Genomic DNA, 17,853 nt, shown 5'->3' with positions numbered 1-17,853 from the left:
GGCCTGGTTTTTATTTTGGAGAAAATTCAGTCATGCGGTCCAGCGCGTGAGCAAGTGATGATGCCGTGCGAAATTCATTAAAAGGAAGCCCGAGCTGCACTGCTGTTTGGGCAATTTCTGGTCTAATCCCTGAAATGGTCGTCTCTACTCCAATTAACCGAAGTGACGTGACAAGATCAAAGATTTGATGAGCCACCATTGTATCAATAATGACCACACCCGATAGATCAATACATAAATGCTGAACACCTTTTTGCGAGCACTGATTTAGCGTATTTTCTAAAATAATCTTTGCTCTCGCTGTGTCAATGTCACCTACTAAAGGCAATAACGCAATCTGGCTTTTTAAGACAATCACCGGTGAGCTCAATTCGTAAATCATATCTCTTTGAGCCACGAGTTTTTCGGTTGTATTTTTCACATATTGCTGGATAAACACATGGATTGAAATATTAAACGCTTCGGAAATTAAATCATACCAATAAAAGATGCGGTCAATATCAATTTCATCTTGACGCTGTTTGATAAATTCTTTTAAGTAATGCAGAACCACTCTTTGATTGGACATGTATTCTCTCACGACATAATCTAATGGTGTATTTAAATGCTTTGGGTCACTGGCTAATTCCTCAGACCATTTTTTAAATTCAGTATGTAAATACGTCTTATCTTCAATAATAGCTCGTATAAAATGCTGGTAATAATCTTGATTCTGCCGTTTTAGCTCTGATATGATGCTGGAATCTGTTGAACGATATATGGATTCTGGATCATCGTCCTCAATTGATTCATACCATGTTTCGGTCAGCTCCTCTGCATGCTGCATAAAAAAATCGTATAATGCACGGTTCTTATCCATAAGCAAATGTCCCTTCACATTTTCTTCTTGTCAGTCTTTGTACCTTATAGATTGATTGTACCACTGAATCTTTTGTCCCTGCTAGCTCGAATAGGCTCTGATGATAAACAAAAGAGCCCCCCACTCTAGGGAGACTCTTTCCGATTTATTTCACAATGAATAATATTCTTTTCCCATCAGGAAACCTGCTGATTTGGTGGCCGACCCATGAGCCTGCTCCCCTATTATCAGATGGACTGACATATTGAACGCTTGCGCCTTTTCCTCCCTCAAGACAAACCGCCATTGGCCATTCATCCCGGTCAAAGCCAGGTTTTGTCGGAATTCCTTTTAATGATTCTTGCCTGCGGGCATCTGCTCCATTTCGGTCAATGGTACACACATCTGAATGCCCTTTTCGAATGGCTTCTTGAATATGACTGCCTGTTTCAGGGTACCTTTCCTTTGGAAATTGAACGACATGATCATATCGATCAGCCCCTTTTGCTGCCTGCTTCTCTCCAAATCCACCTAACAACGTGCCCATCCATATCACAAAACATAAGGTGACAGCAGCGATCCAGCCTCTTTTCATCTTCAAAAGCGCGTGACCCTCCTCATCCATCTTAAGCATCATCTTGACTGAAAGGAAATGTGTCATTTTAATGTATGAGTGGTGCGCAGATGACATGAGAAAAAAATGATGAGGCTCTCAATCTCAAATCTCTCAGGTTAGAAATATGAATCCTATCAAATCGATTCATACAAAAAAGCTTGTCCCCTATGAAGGAAACAAGCTCTATTTTTTATTGCGCTTTCGCATAGTTTATAAACTCAACAAAAGCAGCTGTCGCTTTCGGACCGCCATTTATCGTTCCGTTTGAATACCCAGCGTTATGAACGCCAACGATTTGCTGGTTCTGATCCAGCATGGCAGAACCTGAATTCCCGCTGAATGTATCAATCGTATAGTACGCTAGATTCGTATCTTCTCTCGTCACAGGACCTGACATCTCCCACTGTGACACCTTGCCAGTCGATCTCATTTTATCACCAGGATATCCTGAGATTTTAATGGTTGTCCCAGTCAAGTTTGTCACCTGGCGGATGGATCGGTAGCCGACCGTATTGCCAATGTTCGTATCGGTTTTGATCACGGCAAAGTCATATTGGCTTGCTCCAGTATTAATATATCCGCTTGGCACATAGAACTCAGTCATTTTTGCTGAACCATTCACCGCAGTACTATCATTCATACCAGGATATACAGTCCCTTTCTCACTATAGCTTCTCGATGCCGTATTATATACGCAGTGTCCGTTTGTCAAAATTTTGTTAGGAGCAATGAGTGTTCCCGTACAGCTTGAGCCGCCAAATGTAATATAAGCAATCGAATTGTATGGTGCCACTCTTGTATTTGCTACTTTGGTTCTACCATCGTCTCCAATGACGACTTTCGTTTGAAAATCTTTTAAATATTTTGATAGTGGTTTTACTTTTTCGCCAACAGTAGAAGAAAGATCATCCACTTTGTCAAAGGATGAGGGGGCTTTCGTATCATTGTGGAAATCACTTGAAGAAATTACTTTACCATCAGAAGTCACCATGTCATAATCAGACGTTAGTACTGAATCCGATGCGGCATGGGCAAAACTAGGCACACTTAAAGCACCAAAAACGAGAAGAGAAGGGAGTAACATTTTCACCTTTTTCATCATATTCCTCCTTTATGTCCTATATCAAAAATCATACGATTGTTTCATATTGGAGTAAATGAGAGAATATTCTTATTTTTTACAAAATATTTCATTTCCAAATTAGGTGTTTTGTATCTTCCCAATCTTCATTCTATCGATCTCTTTCTATGAGAACAAAAAAAACCGCCTAATAGGCGGTCTTTCCTCTTTGTCAGCTCCACACATCTTTTACATATCTATTGTCATTTGCGAGGGTTGTCAGCCATTTTTCAGCTGCTTCTCTCGAGCATTGTTTCTCGTTTTGATAAAGATCGATCAGTGTAGCCTCTACATCTGGGGCCATAACTTTTCCGTCTCCGCACACGTACAGATAAGCACCTTGATCAAGCAATTCGATCAGCATGCCGCCGTCTTCTTTCAACAAATGCTGGACATATACTTTTTGCTCATCGTAACGAGAATAAGCGCGATGGATATGGACAACTCCGTTTTGCGCTGCAAGCTGCATTTCATCATAATACAGATCATCTTCCTGAGGGTGACGGCAGCCAAAATATAGGTGGGCTTCGCCTAGCTGCTTCCCTTCCTTCTGCCACACTTCTCTTGCCTGAACAAATCCTCTAAATGGAGCGATTCCTGTACCTGGTCCAATCATAATCATCGGTATGTCTGATGAAGGGGGCAGCTGGAATCCGTCTTGCGCTTCATGCAGGAAGCAGGCTACTTCTTCCCCTTCTTTCAAACCACATAAATAGGTTGATGCGACTCCGGCATATTCTCCGCTTCCGCTCCATGCTTTACCTTTTACAACCGCCACTGTGATACTGACTTTTTCTTCATCTACCTTTGGCGAGCTAGAAATCGAGTAATAACGCGGCTTCAAACCTGGTAAAAGCGCCAAAAAGTGCACAAACGGCAGCTCACACGCTTCATATTGATCTAATAAATCCAGCATGGTTACTCGTTTCTTTAAGATGGCTTCTTGATATGCTTCACCAGCCATTTGTTCAAGCTCCACGCGGTGAGGCGGACATACAGTATGTGCTGCGAGCTCTCTTAACTGTGTACGTGTTGCAGGCTCTTGAAGCTCAACATGCGAGGCAAGTAATTCTTTGATTGGAATCGGCTGATCTAATGGTAAATGACTTGCCTCTTTCTCAGATGAAAGCTTAATGTGCTGCTCAGGATCTAGTTTAAAGCGGCGGGTCACACGCTGGACGAGTGCATCACTATTTTTCGGTACAATCCCAATATGATCCCCTTCTTTGTATGCTTTTCCAGCAGGTAATTTTAATTCAATATGTCTTGTCTGCCGTGTGTTTTTTTCTGATTGTAATTCTTCATTTTTCAATACAACAGCTGAAAAGGCATCATATATTTTAGCTACAGGACGTTCCACTAGCTCATTAGTATAAGCAAATGATAGGTTTGGTTTTTCCTTACCTTTTTCTTTGAAGGTGAGCTTAAATTCTTTTGCAAGCTGTTCGAAGACAGTTTTCTGGAAGATTTCTTTATCCTCATCCATATCACCGCCTGCATCGCCTTCACCTATATCCGTTACACGCTTCGCCCCTTTTCTTTCAAGTGCTTCATCAATCAGACGAGGAATACGCTGGTACGTACTCGCCCAATTTCGATCTCCGCATCCAAAGACAGCAAATGTCACATTTGATAAATCCTGCTCCTCATCCTGCGCCAGCCAATCCACAAATTGCTTCGCATTGTCAGGTGGATGTCCGTTGTATGAAGCGGTCACGATGAGGACAGCACCTGTATCTGGCAATTGGCGTGTAAAGTCATCAAGCGGTGCAGTGGTCACATCAAACCCTTTTGCTTTCCCGTCTTCAGCCAATTCGTTCGCTATTTGCTTTGCTGTGCCAAGATTTGATCCGTACAAAACTAGCAGCGGTGTACCGTGACTCGCCACTTTTGACTCACTAGATTTGGTGCTTTTCTTCGGTTCTTCCTTCGGTGGTGCCATAAAGAATTGCTGCTTCCTTGGCCGTACTTTGATTTTAAAATCGTTAGGTTTAATTGTGAGAGATTCTTTTAAATCTAGCTCATAAGATGTGTGGTCAATTAACTCTAAATTGTGCAGAACCATCGCGAGAACCATCGTAGCTTCATGCAGGGCGAACTGCATACCGATACATGCACGCTGGCCATTTCCGAACGGTTTATAGGCATGCTGCGGAATTTTCTCAGGGTGCATAAACCGCTCTGGTTTAAAGTCTTCTGCATCCTCTCCCCATACCGCTTGATCACGGTGTAGTTTAGGGAGCAGAACAGAGACACTTTGATTCTTTTGAATCGGATATTTCCCCCCGATTACTGTGTCCTCTTTCGCATAAAGAGAGAACGTAGGCGCTGTTGGCCAGAGGCGGAGAGCTTCATTTAACACCATACGAGTGTAGCTTAGCTTTTGCACCTGTTTAAATGCCGGAAGCCCGCCCTGCAGCACCTCATCTGCTTCCTGGACGGCTTTCTTTAATTTCTCTGGATTCTTCAGTAAGAAATAAATCGCAAATGATAGCAGCCCGCTTGTTGTTTCGTGTCCTGCAATTAAGAAGGTGATGATTTGATAACGGATATTTTCATCGGATAAACGTTCACCTGTTTCAGGGTCCTCTGCATGCAGCATAAGAGACAGTAAATCATCGCCCGTTTTATCTTGTTTTCTTCGTTCCTGAATAATGTCATCTACTAATTTCTTCATAAAATCGACATGCTGGTCAAATTCTTTTCTTCTTTTGATCATCAGTTTATCTGCAATTGGCAATCGGCTCGACTGCTCCATTGCTTCATTTAAACCTTTCAGCATGCTGTCGATGAACGGATGCTGATTTTCTTTATAAAAGCTGTTAAAGCGAAAATCAAAACCGCAAAGGCCGATTGTATCTAAAGTCAGCTTTGTCATATCCTCAGCTACTTCAATTTCTTCATCGCGGCCTGTTCTTTGCCATTTTTGCACAAGCTGTGTGGCAATATCGAGCATCATTTCATGATAGCCCTTCATGGCCTGCTGGCTGAATGCAGGCATCAAAATTTGATGAGCCTTTCTCCAGTTCGGTTCTTCTGTCCAGCTTGTAAATAGTCCATCCCCTGAAAATGCTCTAACTTTACTCAGACTAGTCCCAATATATTTATCAAAACGGCTCTCGTCACATACTTCTTTGACAAGTTCATGGCTGGAAACAAAAATACTTGTTGCATTTGAAAATTCAAACTGAAAGATCGGTCCTAATTCATCTGCCAGCCGCCAAAAGGTTTGAGAAAGCTCTCCCTTTTTTATATGGGGAATATTTTTAAAAGGTCCGTATGTTTTTGGTTTTGGAATGATTGATGTTTGCTTCATATGCCCACTCCCTTTATCTCTTTAAGATGCAACGCTGATGGCGCGCCATAAACATTGCTCAATATCCTCTAAAAAATCAATCGTTGGCTCTATTTCTTCTGCAAGAATTTGTTTATGCAGCTGCACGAAGGCACCAAATACAATAGATAAAATGGTTCTGCCTGAGAGATTTGGATGTATTCCATCCTTTTTCCCTTCTTCAAAGATAAGGAATAGCTCATGTAACAAATGCTGCATTTTCTCTTTGCTCGTCTCGTCTAAGTAATGAGACCGTTTATCAATCTCTAAGAAATACAGGCCGCTTGGATTCTCCTTTGTAAATAAAACCAAGCAATAAAATACATGCTTAAAGTACGCCCGGATACTTAACTTTGGATCTGGACTGTTTGTGTTCATTTTTTCGATAAATGCTGAGAGACTGCGCTGGTACAAAATATTGACGAGCGCCTCCTTGCTGTCGAAATAACGGTAAATGGTGCCCGCTCCGACGTTTGCTCTTTTTGAAATCATCGGCATTGTGGTGCCGTCAAAGCCTCGTTCAATAAATAGTTCCAGCGAAGCCTTCATGATCTGTTCTTGTTTATCAGTCACTGCTGGCATTTCATCCCCTCCTTATAAAAATATAGGAATGAACGTTCATTCCGCCTTCGGTATATTATATTAATATTTTAATTTCATCTATTTATACTTAAACATACTTATTTTAATCCGTCATCACATTTTCTGAAAATAATAATAATTAAGAAATGCTACCTAGTCGTATGATACCCAAAGGACTTATAAAGATTGTCAAATGTGTGTCACACAGGTGTCATCAGCACTACACATTCATTCCTGATCGATTGGAGAATGAATATGGTCGTCATATGTATCAATATATAAGTTTCCATTACTTGAACGGACAGCATAAACAATGTCCTTTAAGGACAGCTGCCTTTTTTTAAGCTCTTCTTCTATCCATTGCTCTGTTAATTGATTTTCTTGTATGTTCTTTTGGATAAGTTTCCCGTCCATGATGACTTCAATCGGCATGTAACGCTCTGCCTCCATGAATAAATGAAGGTCTTTCCGCGTGACTTTTTCAAACAAAGGGTATTTTTTCACTGACATATGCCCATCTGTTTCAATCATCGCAAATTCAACTTCGCTAATATCAAAGATGTCTTTTTCTCTCAGCTGTTGATTTAAATAATCAAGGGTATATCTCATCCCTTTCATATTTGCTTCAAGAATTTTTCCATTTTGTATGACAAGGGTTGGTTTACCAGCCATAAACCCTCTCATCGTCCGGCTTCTTAATGCAAGCAGGGAAATCACATAAATAATCATGACAAGTGACACAAAGGAAATCGTTGTGTGCTGAAGCGGGAGCGTTGTATTAAACGCCAGGTTCGCTGCAATTGAACCTAAGCTGATGGCTGCTATAAAATCAAAAATATTCATTTGCACAATGGTTTGTTTTCCTAAAAGACGTGCTCCTCCAAATAAAATTGCAAAAGCAAACATCGTCCGAAGAATGACTTCAATATGGTCAGGCATGCAAGTGTCCACCTTTCAATTGCATCAAAAAAAGCCTTTTCCTTAGAAAAGACTCTTTGTTAGACTATGCATTTATCCCATCATTATTCAATTGGGCAGTACCGCTTTGTTCAAATTGTGACCGCAGTTCAATAATTGAGCTATTCCTCACATGATCTGCTTCTTGCTCAAGAAGCCACGTATAGAACCTAGCTTGCTCCGCTGTCTGCAACGCCTGCATAAATTTTTGCGAGGAACGCTTCTCTGCAACGCGCTGCTTCATCCCGCGCATCTGCTTCCAGAATTGATAATAAGGAAGCTTGAGTTTGGTCATAAAGCCGCGAGCATCCTCAATGACATATCCCTCTTCTTTTATTGTGTCATCATGAGAGACCGCCTGATACCATTTATAAAAAGACGTCCAATCATGGAAAACAGCCACTTCCTGCTTACAGGATATTCCCAGCTGTTCACTTAATCTTTTCACTTCAGCGAATGGTGCTTTTTCATAGCTTAACTGCCGCTTCACTATATCGAGTAAAATGAGTTGATCTTGTTCATATGTGATAATATGCGGATCTTTTTCTGGCAAAATGACTTCAAACACAAGAGATACATGGTGGTCACGGACGTATGATTTGATGTAGTCAGCCTGCACATCACCGAAGGTTTTATAAAATAGCTCTTCGACCCAGGAAGCATGCTGATTTTGTTTCACATGTGATGTATACGATTTGGACGTAAACACCAATTCATCTTCCATTTCGTTATACCCAACAGTTCCTAAGTATCCATTTGCTTTATCATATACGGCGACAGGGAATTGAAGATGGTTCACTAAATGCTGCATTCTTGTCTCCGGACGCTCATCAATGTTAAAAAATTTATTATAGCTTCTAGACACAATCTGCTTTGAAACCATATTGACAAACAAACCTCTTGCCTTCACATTCACATCATCCCACTGACGTTCACTAAAAGCCTTTTTCGTAAAATTAAAAGATGAAATATGGTGTGGAAGCTTTAATTCCTGAACGTATTCATGCTGATCTAAATGAGCTAAAAAATCATCCAGTGAAATATCTGGCTGAACAGCAGCCGATTGTTTTTTCTCAGAGGCTCTGTAGACTGGATTGTCAATTTCATGAGTCTCAATCCCGTCAGCTGTGATTTTCAACACCCTCAGCTGCCCCCCAAATTCAACCTGGCCTTCTAGGTTATAAGATCTTTCCGCTGCGTGAATAGGCAGTCTGTATAAATTGCGATGCCCGTGAATTTGGATGATATCCAGCCCAGCTGTGTTTTGAACAAATAAGTGATCAATGTCATCTGAATATTCTCCTACGCCGTGAATGAGCTGCTGTGTTGAGACATGAAGAAGCTCTTTCGGCAAATGAGCAAGTCCGCCATGGGTAACAAGAAATGTCTGATCATGGTACGTAAAATAAGTCAGCTGATGAAAGGTTCTGACAAACTTTCGTACTTCCTTCAAATCAAAGTCTGCTGCTTCAATTTCAGGCGCAGTATGCCGGTTAAACATATTGCTTCTGACTTTTTCACCATGTGCAAACCGGTATAAATGCTGATCATGATTGCCTTCAATGACAATGACATTCCGGCATTCTCTATGGGCGAGCATCCAATCTAATACTTCTTTGTTTTCTATTCCCCTATCAAGTAAATCCCCTGTAAAGATATAAAGTTCGTTTTCTTTGATGTCTCCTTGCAAATAGGTGGTAAGTGCGGTGTAACAACCGTGAATATCTCCGAAAACATGAATGGCCTCATATTGATCAAAGGATCGAGGCTGATAGGTCATCACTTGCGGATATTCCTCCGGCTGCAAAACAGTCACCCATGACGGGACCTTTTCTGTTTTTAACCGCTCGTTCATTTGATACAAAACAGATTCCCGCACCACTTTGTGAGATTCACGTGAGCGATTTTGCAAAAGAGCTGTTTCAAGGGGCACCTGCGTGAAATCGACGACATATACCCTGTAACGATACGAAGTCGCTAAAGACTTATATTGAGAAATCGATTTACTTGAAATATGTGTCGCATCAATCACAGTAAAGTCCCCGCGTTCCATACGGGCCGTGAGTAGATCGAATAATAAAGACCAAATTTTGTGGTCATGCTTGCTTGAAATGTCTAGTTTCCCATTGACTGATAGCTGCGGCGGCTGCGTTAACAGCCGGATTTGATCCGCTGATAAAGTGTAAGGCTCTAAGCCTTGTTCTTTGATCCATGTTGATTTACCTACGCCTGGGAGACCTCGTAAAAGGACTAAAGTTCTCATATTGGTTCTCCTTTAATGAGTGATATTTTACCTATTATAGATAAATTATGGATAAATCTCAATCTTTTAATGATTATGGTAATATATAGATAGAAAAGGAGGTTTTACGTATGTCTAATAGAGAGGATATGGCATTCAACATGGGAGATCTTCTATTTCAAATGTTCTCTCTTCTATTCATTGCCTTTATTGTGACAATCATTGTCATCGCGTTTCGCATGATCAGAAGAAAACGAATGGAATTGAAAAAAATCGAGGCAAGATTAAACAAAGTGATTGAAAAAAACGATTTAAAAGAGTAAAAAATCCGGAAGTTAACCGGATTTTTTTGTTTTCATCACGATTCCTTGACGCTGCTGCATCAAAAAGAAAAAGACGCCTAAAAGAACAAGCAGGCCGCCAAGCATTTGAAGCAGTGTGACTTTCTCTCCAAGCAGCCATACAGCAAGGATCGTTGCCCCAACAGGTTCACCAAGAATACTCATTGAAATGGTTGTCGCATTCACATAGGTTAAAAGCCAATTATTAATGACATGAGACATGGTGGGAATGATGGCGAGCAATAAAAAGATTCCCCACTCTTTACCCGGATAGCCTGTGAAAGGGGTTTGCTGAAGCAGGTTGAATAAAATTAAAAAAAGACCGGCAAAACCAAATACACAAAAACTATAAATCCAATGAGATATTTTTCTTACAGCCTGTTGGCCTATTAACAAATAACAAACAACAGCAATCACACTCAAAAAGGATAAAATATCTCCTAAGATGGCTTCCTTGCTATGACCAATATCTCCCCAGCCTATCATGAGGGCACCAACAATCGCTGCACACATCGTCAATAGAGCAGACATTGTTGTTCGTTCACGGAAGATGAGGAATCCGCCTAATAAGGAGACCATCGGCTGAAGGGCGATAATAATGGTAGAGCTTGCCACTGTCGTCAGCTTCAGTGAGCCAAACCACAACACAAAATGGAGCCCTAAAAAGAAGCCTGACATACATAAGAAAAACCAGTCTCTTCGCTTTATCGAGAGAAATTCTTTTTTTCTAGGCAGGATAAACGGCAGCATGAGAGCCGCCGCAAAGATCATTCGATACATACTTAAAATAGCAGCAGGTGCATTTGACCATTTCACAATAATTGCAGAAAACGAAATGGCAATAATTGAAATCACAAGCGGTAGTGCAATTGATTTCGTTTGAGCAGTTGTCTTCATTTCCATTAGCAGCTTCCTTTACATCAGCAGTAGATGAGCAGTTCATCTTGTATGTCGTCATCTTACTATGTCCATTCACCTAGTGGCAAGATGATTTTTTAAAACTGGCTCGAGCTTTCTGGATGAAAAAAAGCTTTCATGACGAAAGCCTTCATTCATCATCTATTAACAGATAAACGGCCTGAACTGGGCCATGAACCCCCACCACTAAATTCATTTCAATATCGGCAGAATTACTTGGACCTGATATAAAATGGATGGCGCCTTTCGCCTGCTCCCCCTCTTCTACTGAGCGATTGAGAGCCGAAACAGCCTGAATCATCCGCGGAACAATTGAGCTTTTCTCTATACACACGATATATATCATCGGTAAAAAATGCAGCGCTCTTCCTTGACCTTGGTGGGATGAAAGGACAACTGTACCTGATTCTGCAAGGGTATAATCACTGAACACAACTGCATATTTCGCTTGTTCTGCCTGCCTTAATTTTTCTTCTCTTGATGCATCTGTATTCCAGCTGGTGATGGAGATTCCTTCCTGTTGCAAGCTGTCAAACATAGGGAGGAAACCATATTGTTCAAAACGCCGTTCACGCGATGTCATCACAGCACCCTCACCATATTCTGTTATCAATAATCGTAATACAGAGGGCGCTTCCTCCGGTGTTGTTTCGACCACTCTTGTGTGAATTTGCTGACATTGCTTTTTCAATTGCTCGACTAGCTCTTCTTTAGACAAACTTCCGTTTGTTTCCCACTGGACTTGATGCCTCCATTCCGGACGCTGAATTGATGCAGTTGGGGAGGAGTTTTTGCCTAATTGCTGCTGGATATGAGATAGAAACGACTCTCGGTGAGATATGGTCCCCTTCATCACTTCTCCTCCTTTTGTCTCTTTTTAAACCAATCCCTGAATCTTTCTTTACTTGGAACTGGCAGGTCACGAATATCTGTCCAATTCTTTAAAGGGCCTATCCCTTTTGAAATTTGTCCGTTTGAAGCCATACGATTCAAGAGCGCAGGGGCTGCTTTTGTTCCAAATTGATACATTCCGGGAGACGATGCCCCCATACCAAACATTTTCATCGCCATCATTTCAGCTTTAGGCGCTCTGCCCTCTTTTTCTACGATCACCTGTCTATGTTTAATCAATAACTCGTGAAGCGGAATCTTCACTGGACAAGCATCCGTGCAGGCTGCGCACAGACTTGATGCAAAGGGGAGCTCTTTATAGTCATCATAGCCGCCAAGAAGCGGCGAAAGAACAGCTCCGATTGGCCCCGGATAAATCGAACCGTACGAATGTCCGCCAACATGCCGGTAAACCGGGCATACATTGATGCAGGCTGCGCACCGGATACATTGGAGAACAGGCTGAAAGGCCGTTCCTAATATATTTGACCGCCCATTGTCCACAATGACCAAGTGAAATTCTTCTGGTCCATCTACTTCTCCTTCTCCTTTTGGTCCCACGACAGAAATATAACTAGTTAATTTTTGACCGACTGCGCTCCTGCACAAAAGACCCACAAGGACATCCAGTTCCTCCATTGTTGGAACAAGCCGCTCCATTCCCATAACGGCAATATGCGTCTTCGGTATAGCCGTGACAAGATCTGCATTCCCTTCATTTGTCACAAGGCAGATGGACCCTGTGTTGGCCACTGCAAAATTACAGCCGGTCACACCAATATCAGCTTCGAGGAATTTTTCACGCAAGAGGGCTCTCACAAAACTCGTCATTTCTTCAGGTGTGTCTGACATCTCATACCCAAGCCTTTCATGAAATACTTCCCGTATTTGTTCTTTCGTCATATGAAGGGCGGGTGCCACAATATGTGAAGGCGGTTCATGGTCATCCACTTGCAGAATATATTCACCAAGATCGCTTTCGACTACCTCGCAGCCGATCTCTTCAAGCGCTTGATTCATCTCGATTTCTTCTGTGACCATTGATTTTGATTTGACGACCTTTTTGGCTGCTTTTTTCTGTGCCACGTCTTGAATATATGCTGATGCCTCTTCCTTTGTTTTCGCAAAAAAGACATGGCCTCCGCGTGCACTTACATTTTCACTTAATTGATATAAGTAATCATCAAGATGCGTCAGCGTATGCTGCCTGATTTCCTCGCCAAGCTCACGCCACTTTTCCCAATTGCCAAGCTCTTCGCTCGCAGATAGCCGCCTTTCATACAGGCGTTCCTGTGCTGAGGAGACAGCACCTCTCATGACAGCGTCTTCTAAGCCATCCCCGATCCGTTCTTTAAAGGCCTTTTCTCCAATTTTCATACTCATGTGCCGTTCCTCCTCTTAAAGTCCGCGGCTGTTTAATACTTCTGCGATGTGCATGACCTGAATGGGTTTATCAAGACGGTTCAGCCTCCCGCCAATGTTCAGCAGACACCCGCAGTCAGCACCAATGATATATTCGGCGCCTGTCTCCTCTATGCTTTGTACTTTTTCATCAACCATCTGCTCAGAAATAGGGGTCATTTTCACTGAAAAGGTTCCTCCAAATCCGCAGCAATTTTCTGCGCGGGGCAATGGTTTCATCGTCAAATCTTTGACATTTGACAACAGTGTAAAAGGCGCCTCCTTAATGCGCAGCAGTCTCGTCATATGACAAGAGGTGTGATAGGTTGCGTTTCCTTTCAGGCTCGCGCCTACATCTGTCACGTGTAATATATCAACAATAAACTCTGTTAATTCATATGTTTTTGCGGCAAGTGCCTCAGCCTTGGCCGACCACACTCGGTCTTCTCTTAAAAGATGAGGGTATTCTAAAAACATCGCCTTGCACGAACCTGATGGTGTCACAACATATTCAGCTGATTCAAAGGCTTTGATCATGTTTTTCGCTGCTTTGATTGCCTCTTTTGTATAGCCGCTGTTAAAGGCTGGCTGCCCGCAGCACACTTGTGTTTCTGGAAATTCCACTTCAACACCGAGTCTTTCCAATACTTCCACTGTCGCCTTTCCAACATTTGGCTGCATCGTGTCAATTAAACAAGTAACGAATAAATGGACTTTCATCGGCGAACTTCCCTTCTATTGCTGCATTTTGATTCATCATTCTGGTCATCTGATGACTCAATATCAGACCTTAATTTCATTTTAATCCCAAATTTCTGAAATTTCAACGAAGTGATTTGTCTAAAATTTGTCCTTATGATTCGTGTGACTAAATGAAAAAACGCCCTTTTCATAGGGCGTTTTTGATGTTTATTTTGAAATCAATTCACGAATTCTTTCTTCAATAGGTGTTAACGGACGGCCTAGTAATGTTTCGAAATCTTGGCTTTCAACAGCTAAAGCACCATCGCGAATGCCGCTTTGAATGGCTTTGACAAATGGCACTGCTTCTTTTGGTACACCATTTGAACCTAAAAAGTCTCCAAATGTGTCTACATCTATTTTTTCTACTTTGATTTCTTTTCCACTCACCTTACTAACAATTTGTGCAAGTTCACTATGCGTCCGAAGCGGTCCTGACAGTTCATATATCTCCTGATCATGTACGGCAAGTGTTAACGCATTTGCTGCCGCTTCTGCGTAGTCATTTCTTGTTGCCCAGCCAACCTTTCCTTCGCCAATAGGGCTTAAAAATGGCGCGCCGCTGACTGACGCCAGAATCGTATCTTTTTCGTTTTCAACATACCAGTTGTTTCTTAAAAATACATGAGGAATGCCAGAGGCCAGAATGGCTTCTTCCGTTTTTGCGTGGTCATGTGCAAGGACAAGCTGACTCTCTCTTGCATTGACAACACTTGTATAAGCAATAAACCTCACATTTGCTGCTTTCGCCGCTTCAATTGCTGCTTTATGCTGCTCGACGCGGTCACCATCCGCTGTTGAAATGATCAACAGACGATCAATGCCCTTAAATGCTGATGTCAGGGTGTCTGGCTGAGTAAAATCTCCACGGCGTACATCCACCCCAGCATCCTTCAAATGTGCTGCTTTTTGCGGATTTCGAACACTGACTGCAATTTGTTCAGCCGGTACTTTTGTGAGCAAATGCTTGACGACGAGCGATCCGAGTTGTCCTGTTGCGCCTGTTACTAATAACTTCATTTGTTTGACCTCCTCATTTTTCGTTCAACGGTGATGGCATTCGTTATAATCAAAATGGTTACAACAAAGGTATAAAAAAGCTCTGATGTACGAGCTTTTTTATTCCGCCTCTGTTAATAATTGCTGAATTGTCACTTGCTTTAGGTGATTCTCAAGTGCAGCTTGTGCTTCTTTTAGTTCATGCCGCAGTCTCGTATCCATCGCTTGACCAATCGGGCATGCGATGACGGGCTGATGAAAGTTAAATAATTCTTCATCCTCGCTTACATCCACAGCACGGTACACATCTAAGAGTGTGATGTCCTCAGCCGGTCTTTTTAAATAAGCACCGCCTACTCCGCGGCGAATTTCAATGAGACCCGCCCGTTTGAGCATTGCCATCATTTTTCGAACAATGGCAGGATTTGAATTCACGCTCTCTGCAATAAAATCACCTGTACACTCTTTTGGAACACCTGCAATAAATGACACAATATGAACAGCAATCGGATACCTGCTGCTAATTTGTTTCACAATCTTTCACCACCGTTGTAATCACTATAGTTACAATGAGTGATTTTGTCAATCAATAAACGGATTTTTCTTTCGATCCCAGTTCTCATATGTCATGATATCGTAGTTGTCTGCTGTATCAAGTTCAAGCGGCGCAATGCATTCAAGCAGATTCTCATCTGGGTCAAGAAAATAGATCGCTGCATGAAATTGCGGCGGATTATCGAGAACTAAAGGCTGTTTTTCTTCTGAAAAACCAAACATTGGGTGAATGTTGATGCCTCTTTCAATCAGCCAGGTCTTGATCTGTTCGATACTGGACGTTGTAATTTGAAAGGCAACGTGCCGAGTCGAGGGATGGTATGGAAAATTGTTTATATCTACTTTCCACAGGCCAAGCCAGCTTTTTCCTTTCTCAATCCATAAAAAAGCAACTCGTTCATTTTCATGAGCAAGTGTCAATTCCAATTTTTCATAAAACGCAATCGATGCCTTCAAATCACTCACAGGTAAATGTGCTTCATACAAACCTTTCATCATCATCAAAATCACTCCTTTTCTACCTTCTATTCTGCGGGAATTGATGAGATTCTGCCTCAGCAAAACGATGTATTTTATCCCCATCATTGGTTTGAGAGAACTTGTATGTTTGATCCATTACAGATGGGGGAAGGTGTTCAAATAAAAGAAAGGAGCGTTTCTTATGCCTTGGACGATGAACGATTATCCAGCTTCATTTCAATCATTAGACAACGTCATTCGAATAAAAGCGCTTGAGATTGCCAATAAAATGATTCAGGAAGGCTATGAGGAAAATAGAGCCATTCCAATTGCAATCAGTCAAGCGAAAGAGTGGAAAAAGAACGCAACGGAGAAAGAGGTAGAAAATTTCTCCTCTCATGGTTCTGTCAAACCTTCTGAGAACAGCAGCTCCGCAAGACCAGAGCTCATGGATCAGGCGCAGCATGTTGTGAAACACAAGGAAGGCTGGGCGGTTCAAACAGAGAAAGCGAAACGAGCAAGTGAGGTCAAAGAAACAAAACAAGAAGCAATTGACCGGGCCAAGGAGATTTCAGCTAATAAAGGAACATCCGTTGTCATTCATCGAAAAGATGGGACGATTCAGGATGTGTTAAAGCCGCAATAAGACCGCTCGTCAGCGGTCTTATAAATATGGCACCCCTAGTGATTCTAGGCGGCATAAATTCATGAGAATAATGGCGAGCCCAAATGAAATGCCAATAAATCCAAACATCGATGCCATAAACATGAGCGGGAAACGGAGCATCCTGATGGTGGACGTCTCACGAATGTCAAATTCGCTCCACTCCGGTACTCGCCCTTCCTAGGGCTGCAAAGGTTTTCTATCACGCTGAATGAAAACAAAAGGCTAAAATAAAGATCATTTTAGCCTTTTGTCAACAATTTAAGACCGCTTGTCAGCGGTCTTTTTTATGCATTCTTTTCTTTTTTCGCTGGTGTTTTTCTTTTCTTAGGTGCTGCTTTTTTCGGTTTGGCTGGTTTTGATCGGTCGATCGAAGCCTGTAGTGCGGCCATTAAATCTGTCACATTGGCTGCAGGATCTTTTTTGCCTGTCGTTTCCGGCTGAACGGTATGTTCTCCAGATATTTTATCGCCAATTAAATTCATCAGCTGATCTCTGTATTCATCTTGATATGCCGCTGGATCGAATGTCGTGGTCAACTGCTCGATTAAAAGGAGCGCTGTATCTAACTCTTTCTTTACAATGTTCTCCTCTTGGGGGATATTCGGTACATCTGATACTTGTCTAATTTCATCAGGGAAATGAATGGTCTCCATCAGCAAAATATGTTCATAGCACCTAACGATTGCTAATTGTTCCTTTGAGCGGATCATAATTTTTGCGACACCAATTTTCCCCGATTCCTCTAAAGCTTTTCTTAATAATGAATAAGCCTTTGCTCCGCCAGTATCCGGTGATAAGAAGTAACTTCTTTCATAATAGATGGGATCAATCTCTTCAATCTTCACAAAATCAATGATTTCAACGGCTTTTTCTTCATTTTCTTTTCTCAGTTTTTCCAGCTCTTCATCGTCCAATTCAATAAATTTATTTTTCGCATATTCATACGCCTTGACGATTTGTTCCGGCGCTACCTCTTCACCGCAATTGGCACATACTTTCTTGTAGTTAATGGGCGTGTGACACTCTTTATGCAGCTGTCTTAATTTAATGTCTTTGTTCTCTGTAGCGGTAAACAGCTTGACTGGAATATTGACCAATCCGAAACTAATGCCGCCTTTCCATACTGTATGCATCGCGCTTCCTCCGTTCTTTTCTCCTTACTATGTAATGTTTTCATCAGACTTATGTATGT

At 41.8% G+C, this 17,853-nt stretch carries 17 protein-coding genes and 1 pseudogene; 2 read left to right on the top strand and 16 right to left on the bottom strand.

What is annotated here, in order from left to right:
- Window positions 1–10: 10 nt before the first annotated feature.
- The 7 genes from BA81_RS15120 to BA81_RS15090 all read right to left on the bottom strand — a co-directional run bounded on the left by BA81_RS15120 (window position 11) and on the right by BA81_RS15090 (window position 9,710).
- On the bottom strand, window positions 11–859 hold the full coding sequence (locus BA81_RS15120) for an STAS domain-containing protein (RefSeq protein ID WP_034283414.1): 849 nt from the start codon (window positions 857–859) through the stop codon (window positions 11–13).
- Window positions 860–1,004: 145 nt separating this feature from the next.
- Entirely contained in the window at window positions 1,005–1,433 is a 429-nt protein-coding gene (locus BA81_RS15115; protein WP_034283541.1) for a NucA/NucB deoxyribonuclease domain-containing protein, read from the bottom strand.
- A 211-nt stretch (window positions 1,434–1,644) separates the two neighbouring features.
- Complete coding sequence (locus BA81_RS15110) at window positions 1,645–2,553, bottom strand: trypsin-like serine peptidase (RefSeq protein WP_024425124.1); 909 nt, start codon at window positions 2,551–2,553, stop codon at window positions 1,645–1,647.
- 193 nt (window positions 2,554–2,746) lie between these two features.
- The gene (locus BA81_RS15105; protein WP_034283410.1) at window positions 2,747–5,890 is read right to left on the bottom strand and encodes a bifunctional cytochrome P450/NADPH--P450 reductase; all 3,144 of its coding nucleotides are present in this window, start codon (window positions 5,888–5,890) and stop codon (window positions 2,747–2,749) included.
- 21 nt (window positions 5,891–5,911) lie between these two features.
- Window positions 5,912–6,490: a TetR/AcrR family transcriptional regulator gene (locus BA81_RS15100; protein WP_034283407.1), complete on the bottom strand. Its 579-nt coding sequence runs from the start codon at window positions 6,488–6,490 to the stop codon at window positions 5,912–5,914.
- Window positions 6,491–6,718: 228 nt separating this feature from the next.
- Window positions 6,719–7,429 carry a DUF421 domain-containing protein gene (locus tag BA81_RS15095; RefSeq protein WP_034283404.1) on the bottom strand — a complete coding sequence of 237 codons (711 nt, stop codon included), beginning with the start codon at window positions 7,427–7,429 and terminating at the stop codon, window positions 6,719–6,721.
- 64 nt (window positions 7,430–7,493) lie between these two features.
- The gene (locus tag BA81_RS15090; RefSeq protein WP_034283402.1) at window positions 7,494–9,710 is read right to left on the bottom strand and encodes an RNA ligase; all 2,217 of its coding nucleotides are present in this window, start codon (window positions 9,708–9,710) and stop codon (window positions 7,494–7,496) included.
- Between the two features lie 110 nt (window positions 9,711–9,820).
- On the opposite strand from BA81_RS15090, the gene BA81_RS15085 reads away from it, so the two are divergent.
- Window positions 9,821–10,012 carry a hypothetical protein gene (locus tag BA81_RS15085; protein ID WP_034283400.1) on the top strand — a complete coding sequence of 64 codons (192 nt, stop codon included), beginning with the start codon at window positions 9,821–9,823 and terminating at the stop codon, window positions 10,010–10,012.
- Window positions 10,013–10,024: 12 nt separating this feature from the next.
- Here BA81_RS15085 and BA81_RS15080 read toward each other — a convergent pair whose 3' ends face one another.
- The 7 genes from BA81_RS15080 to BA81_RS15050 all read right to left on the bottom strand — a co-directional run bounded on the left by BA81_RS15080 (window position 10,025) and on the right by BA81_RS15050 (window position 16,036).
- Window positions 10,025–10,933 carry a DMT family transporter gene (locus tag BA81_RS15080; RefSeq protein WP_034283398.1) on the bottom strand — a complete coding sequence of 303 codons (909 nt, stop codon included), beginning with the start codon at window positions 10,931–10,933 and terminating at the stop codon, window positions 10,025–10,027.
- 145 nt (window positions 10,934–11,078) lie between these two features.
- The gene (locus BA81_RS15075; protein WP_034283395.1) at window positions 11,079–11,801 is read right to left on the bottom strand and encodes a LutC/YkgG family protein; all 723 of its coding nucleotides are present in this window, start codon (window positions 11,799–11,801) and stop codon (window positions 11,079–11,081) included.
- Window positions 11,801–13,222, bottom strand: coding sequence for a LutB/LldF family L-lactate oxidation iron-sulfur protein (locus tag BA81_RS15070; protein WP_034283393.1), 1,422 nt, complete (start codon window positions 13,220–13,222; stop codon window positions 11,801–11,803). The genes BA81_RS15075 and BA81_RS15070 overlap by 1 nt, the downstream gene beginning before the upstream one ends.
- A gap of 15 nt (window positions 13,223–13,237) precedes the next feature.
- Window positions 13,238–13,960, bottom strand: coding sequence for a (Fe-S)-binding protein (locus tag BA81_RS15065; protein WP_034283390.1), 723 nt, complete (start codon window positions 13,958–13,960; stop codon window positions 13,238–13,240).
- Window positions 13,961–14,149: 189 nt separating this feature from the next.
- Window positions 14,150–15,001, bottom strand: coding sequence for an SDR family oxidoreductase (locus tag BA81_RS15060; protein WP_034283387.1), 852 nt, complete (start codon window positions 14,999–15,001; stop codon window positions 14,150–14,152).
- Between the two features lie 99 nt (window positions 15,002–15,100).
- Entirely contained in the window at window positions 15,101–15,514 is a 414-nt protein-coding gene (locus tag BA81_RS15055; protein ID WP_034283385.1) for an Rrf2 family transcriptional regulator, read from the bottom strand.
- A 48-nt stretch (window positions 15,515–15,562) separates the two neighbouring features.
- A complete protein-coding gene (locus tag BA81_RS15050; protein ID WP_051627366.1) occupies window positions 15,563–16,036 on the bottom strand; it encodes a VOC family protein in 474 nt (157 codons plus the stop codon).
- 160 nt (window positions 16,037–16,196) lie between these two features.
- On the opposite strand from BA81_RS15050, the gene BA81_RS15045 reads away from it, so the two are divergent.
- A complete protein-coding gene (locus tag BA81_RS15045; protein ID WP_034283382.1) occupies window positions 16,197–16,640 on the top strand; it encodes a DUF2188 domain-containing protein in 444 nt (147 codons plus the stop codon).
- 21 nt (window positions 16,641–16,661) lie between these two features.
- Here BA81_RS15045 and BA81_RS19390 read toward each other — a convergent pair.
- A pseudogene (locus tag BA81_RS19390) lies at window positions 16,662–16,796 on the bottom strand (spore germination protein); the annotation flags it as partial.
- 149 nt (window positions 16,797–16,945) lie between these two features.
- Window positions 16,946–17,794, bottom strand: a complete 849-nt coding sequence (gene ku, locus BA81_RS15040; protein WP_034283380.1) for a non-homologous end joining protein Ku — start codon at window positions 17,792–17,794, stop codon at window positions 16,946–16,948.
- Between the last annotated feature and the right edge of the window lie 59 nt (window positions 17,795–17,853).

Origin of the sequence: Bacillus safensis FO-36b (assembly GCF_000691165.1) — a bacterium.
Taxonomy (GTDB): Bacteria; Bacillota; Bacilli; order Bacillales; family Bacillaceae; genus Bacillus; species Bacillus safensis.
Note: the sequence above shows the minus strand (reverse complement) of the source record. Positions and strands in the feature narration are given on the sequence as shown.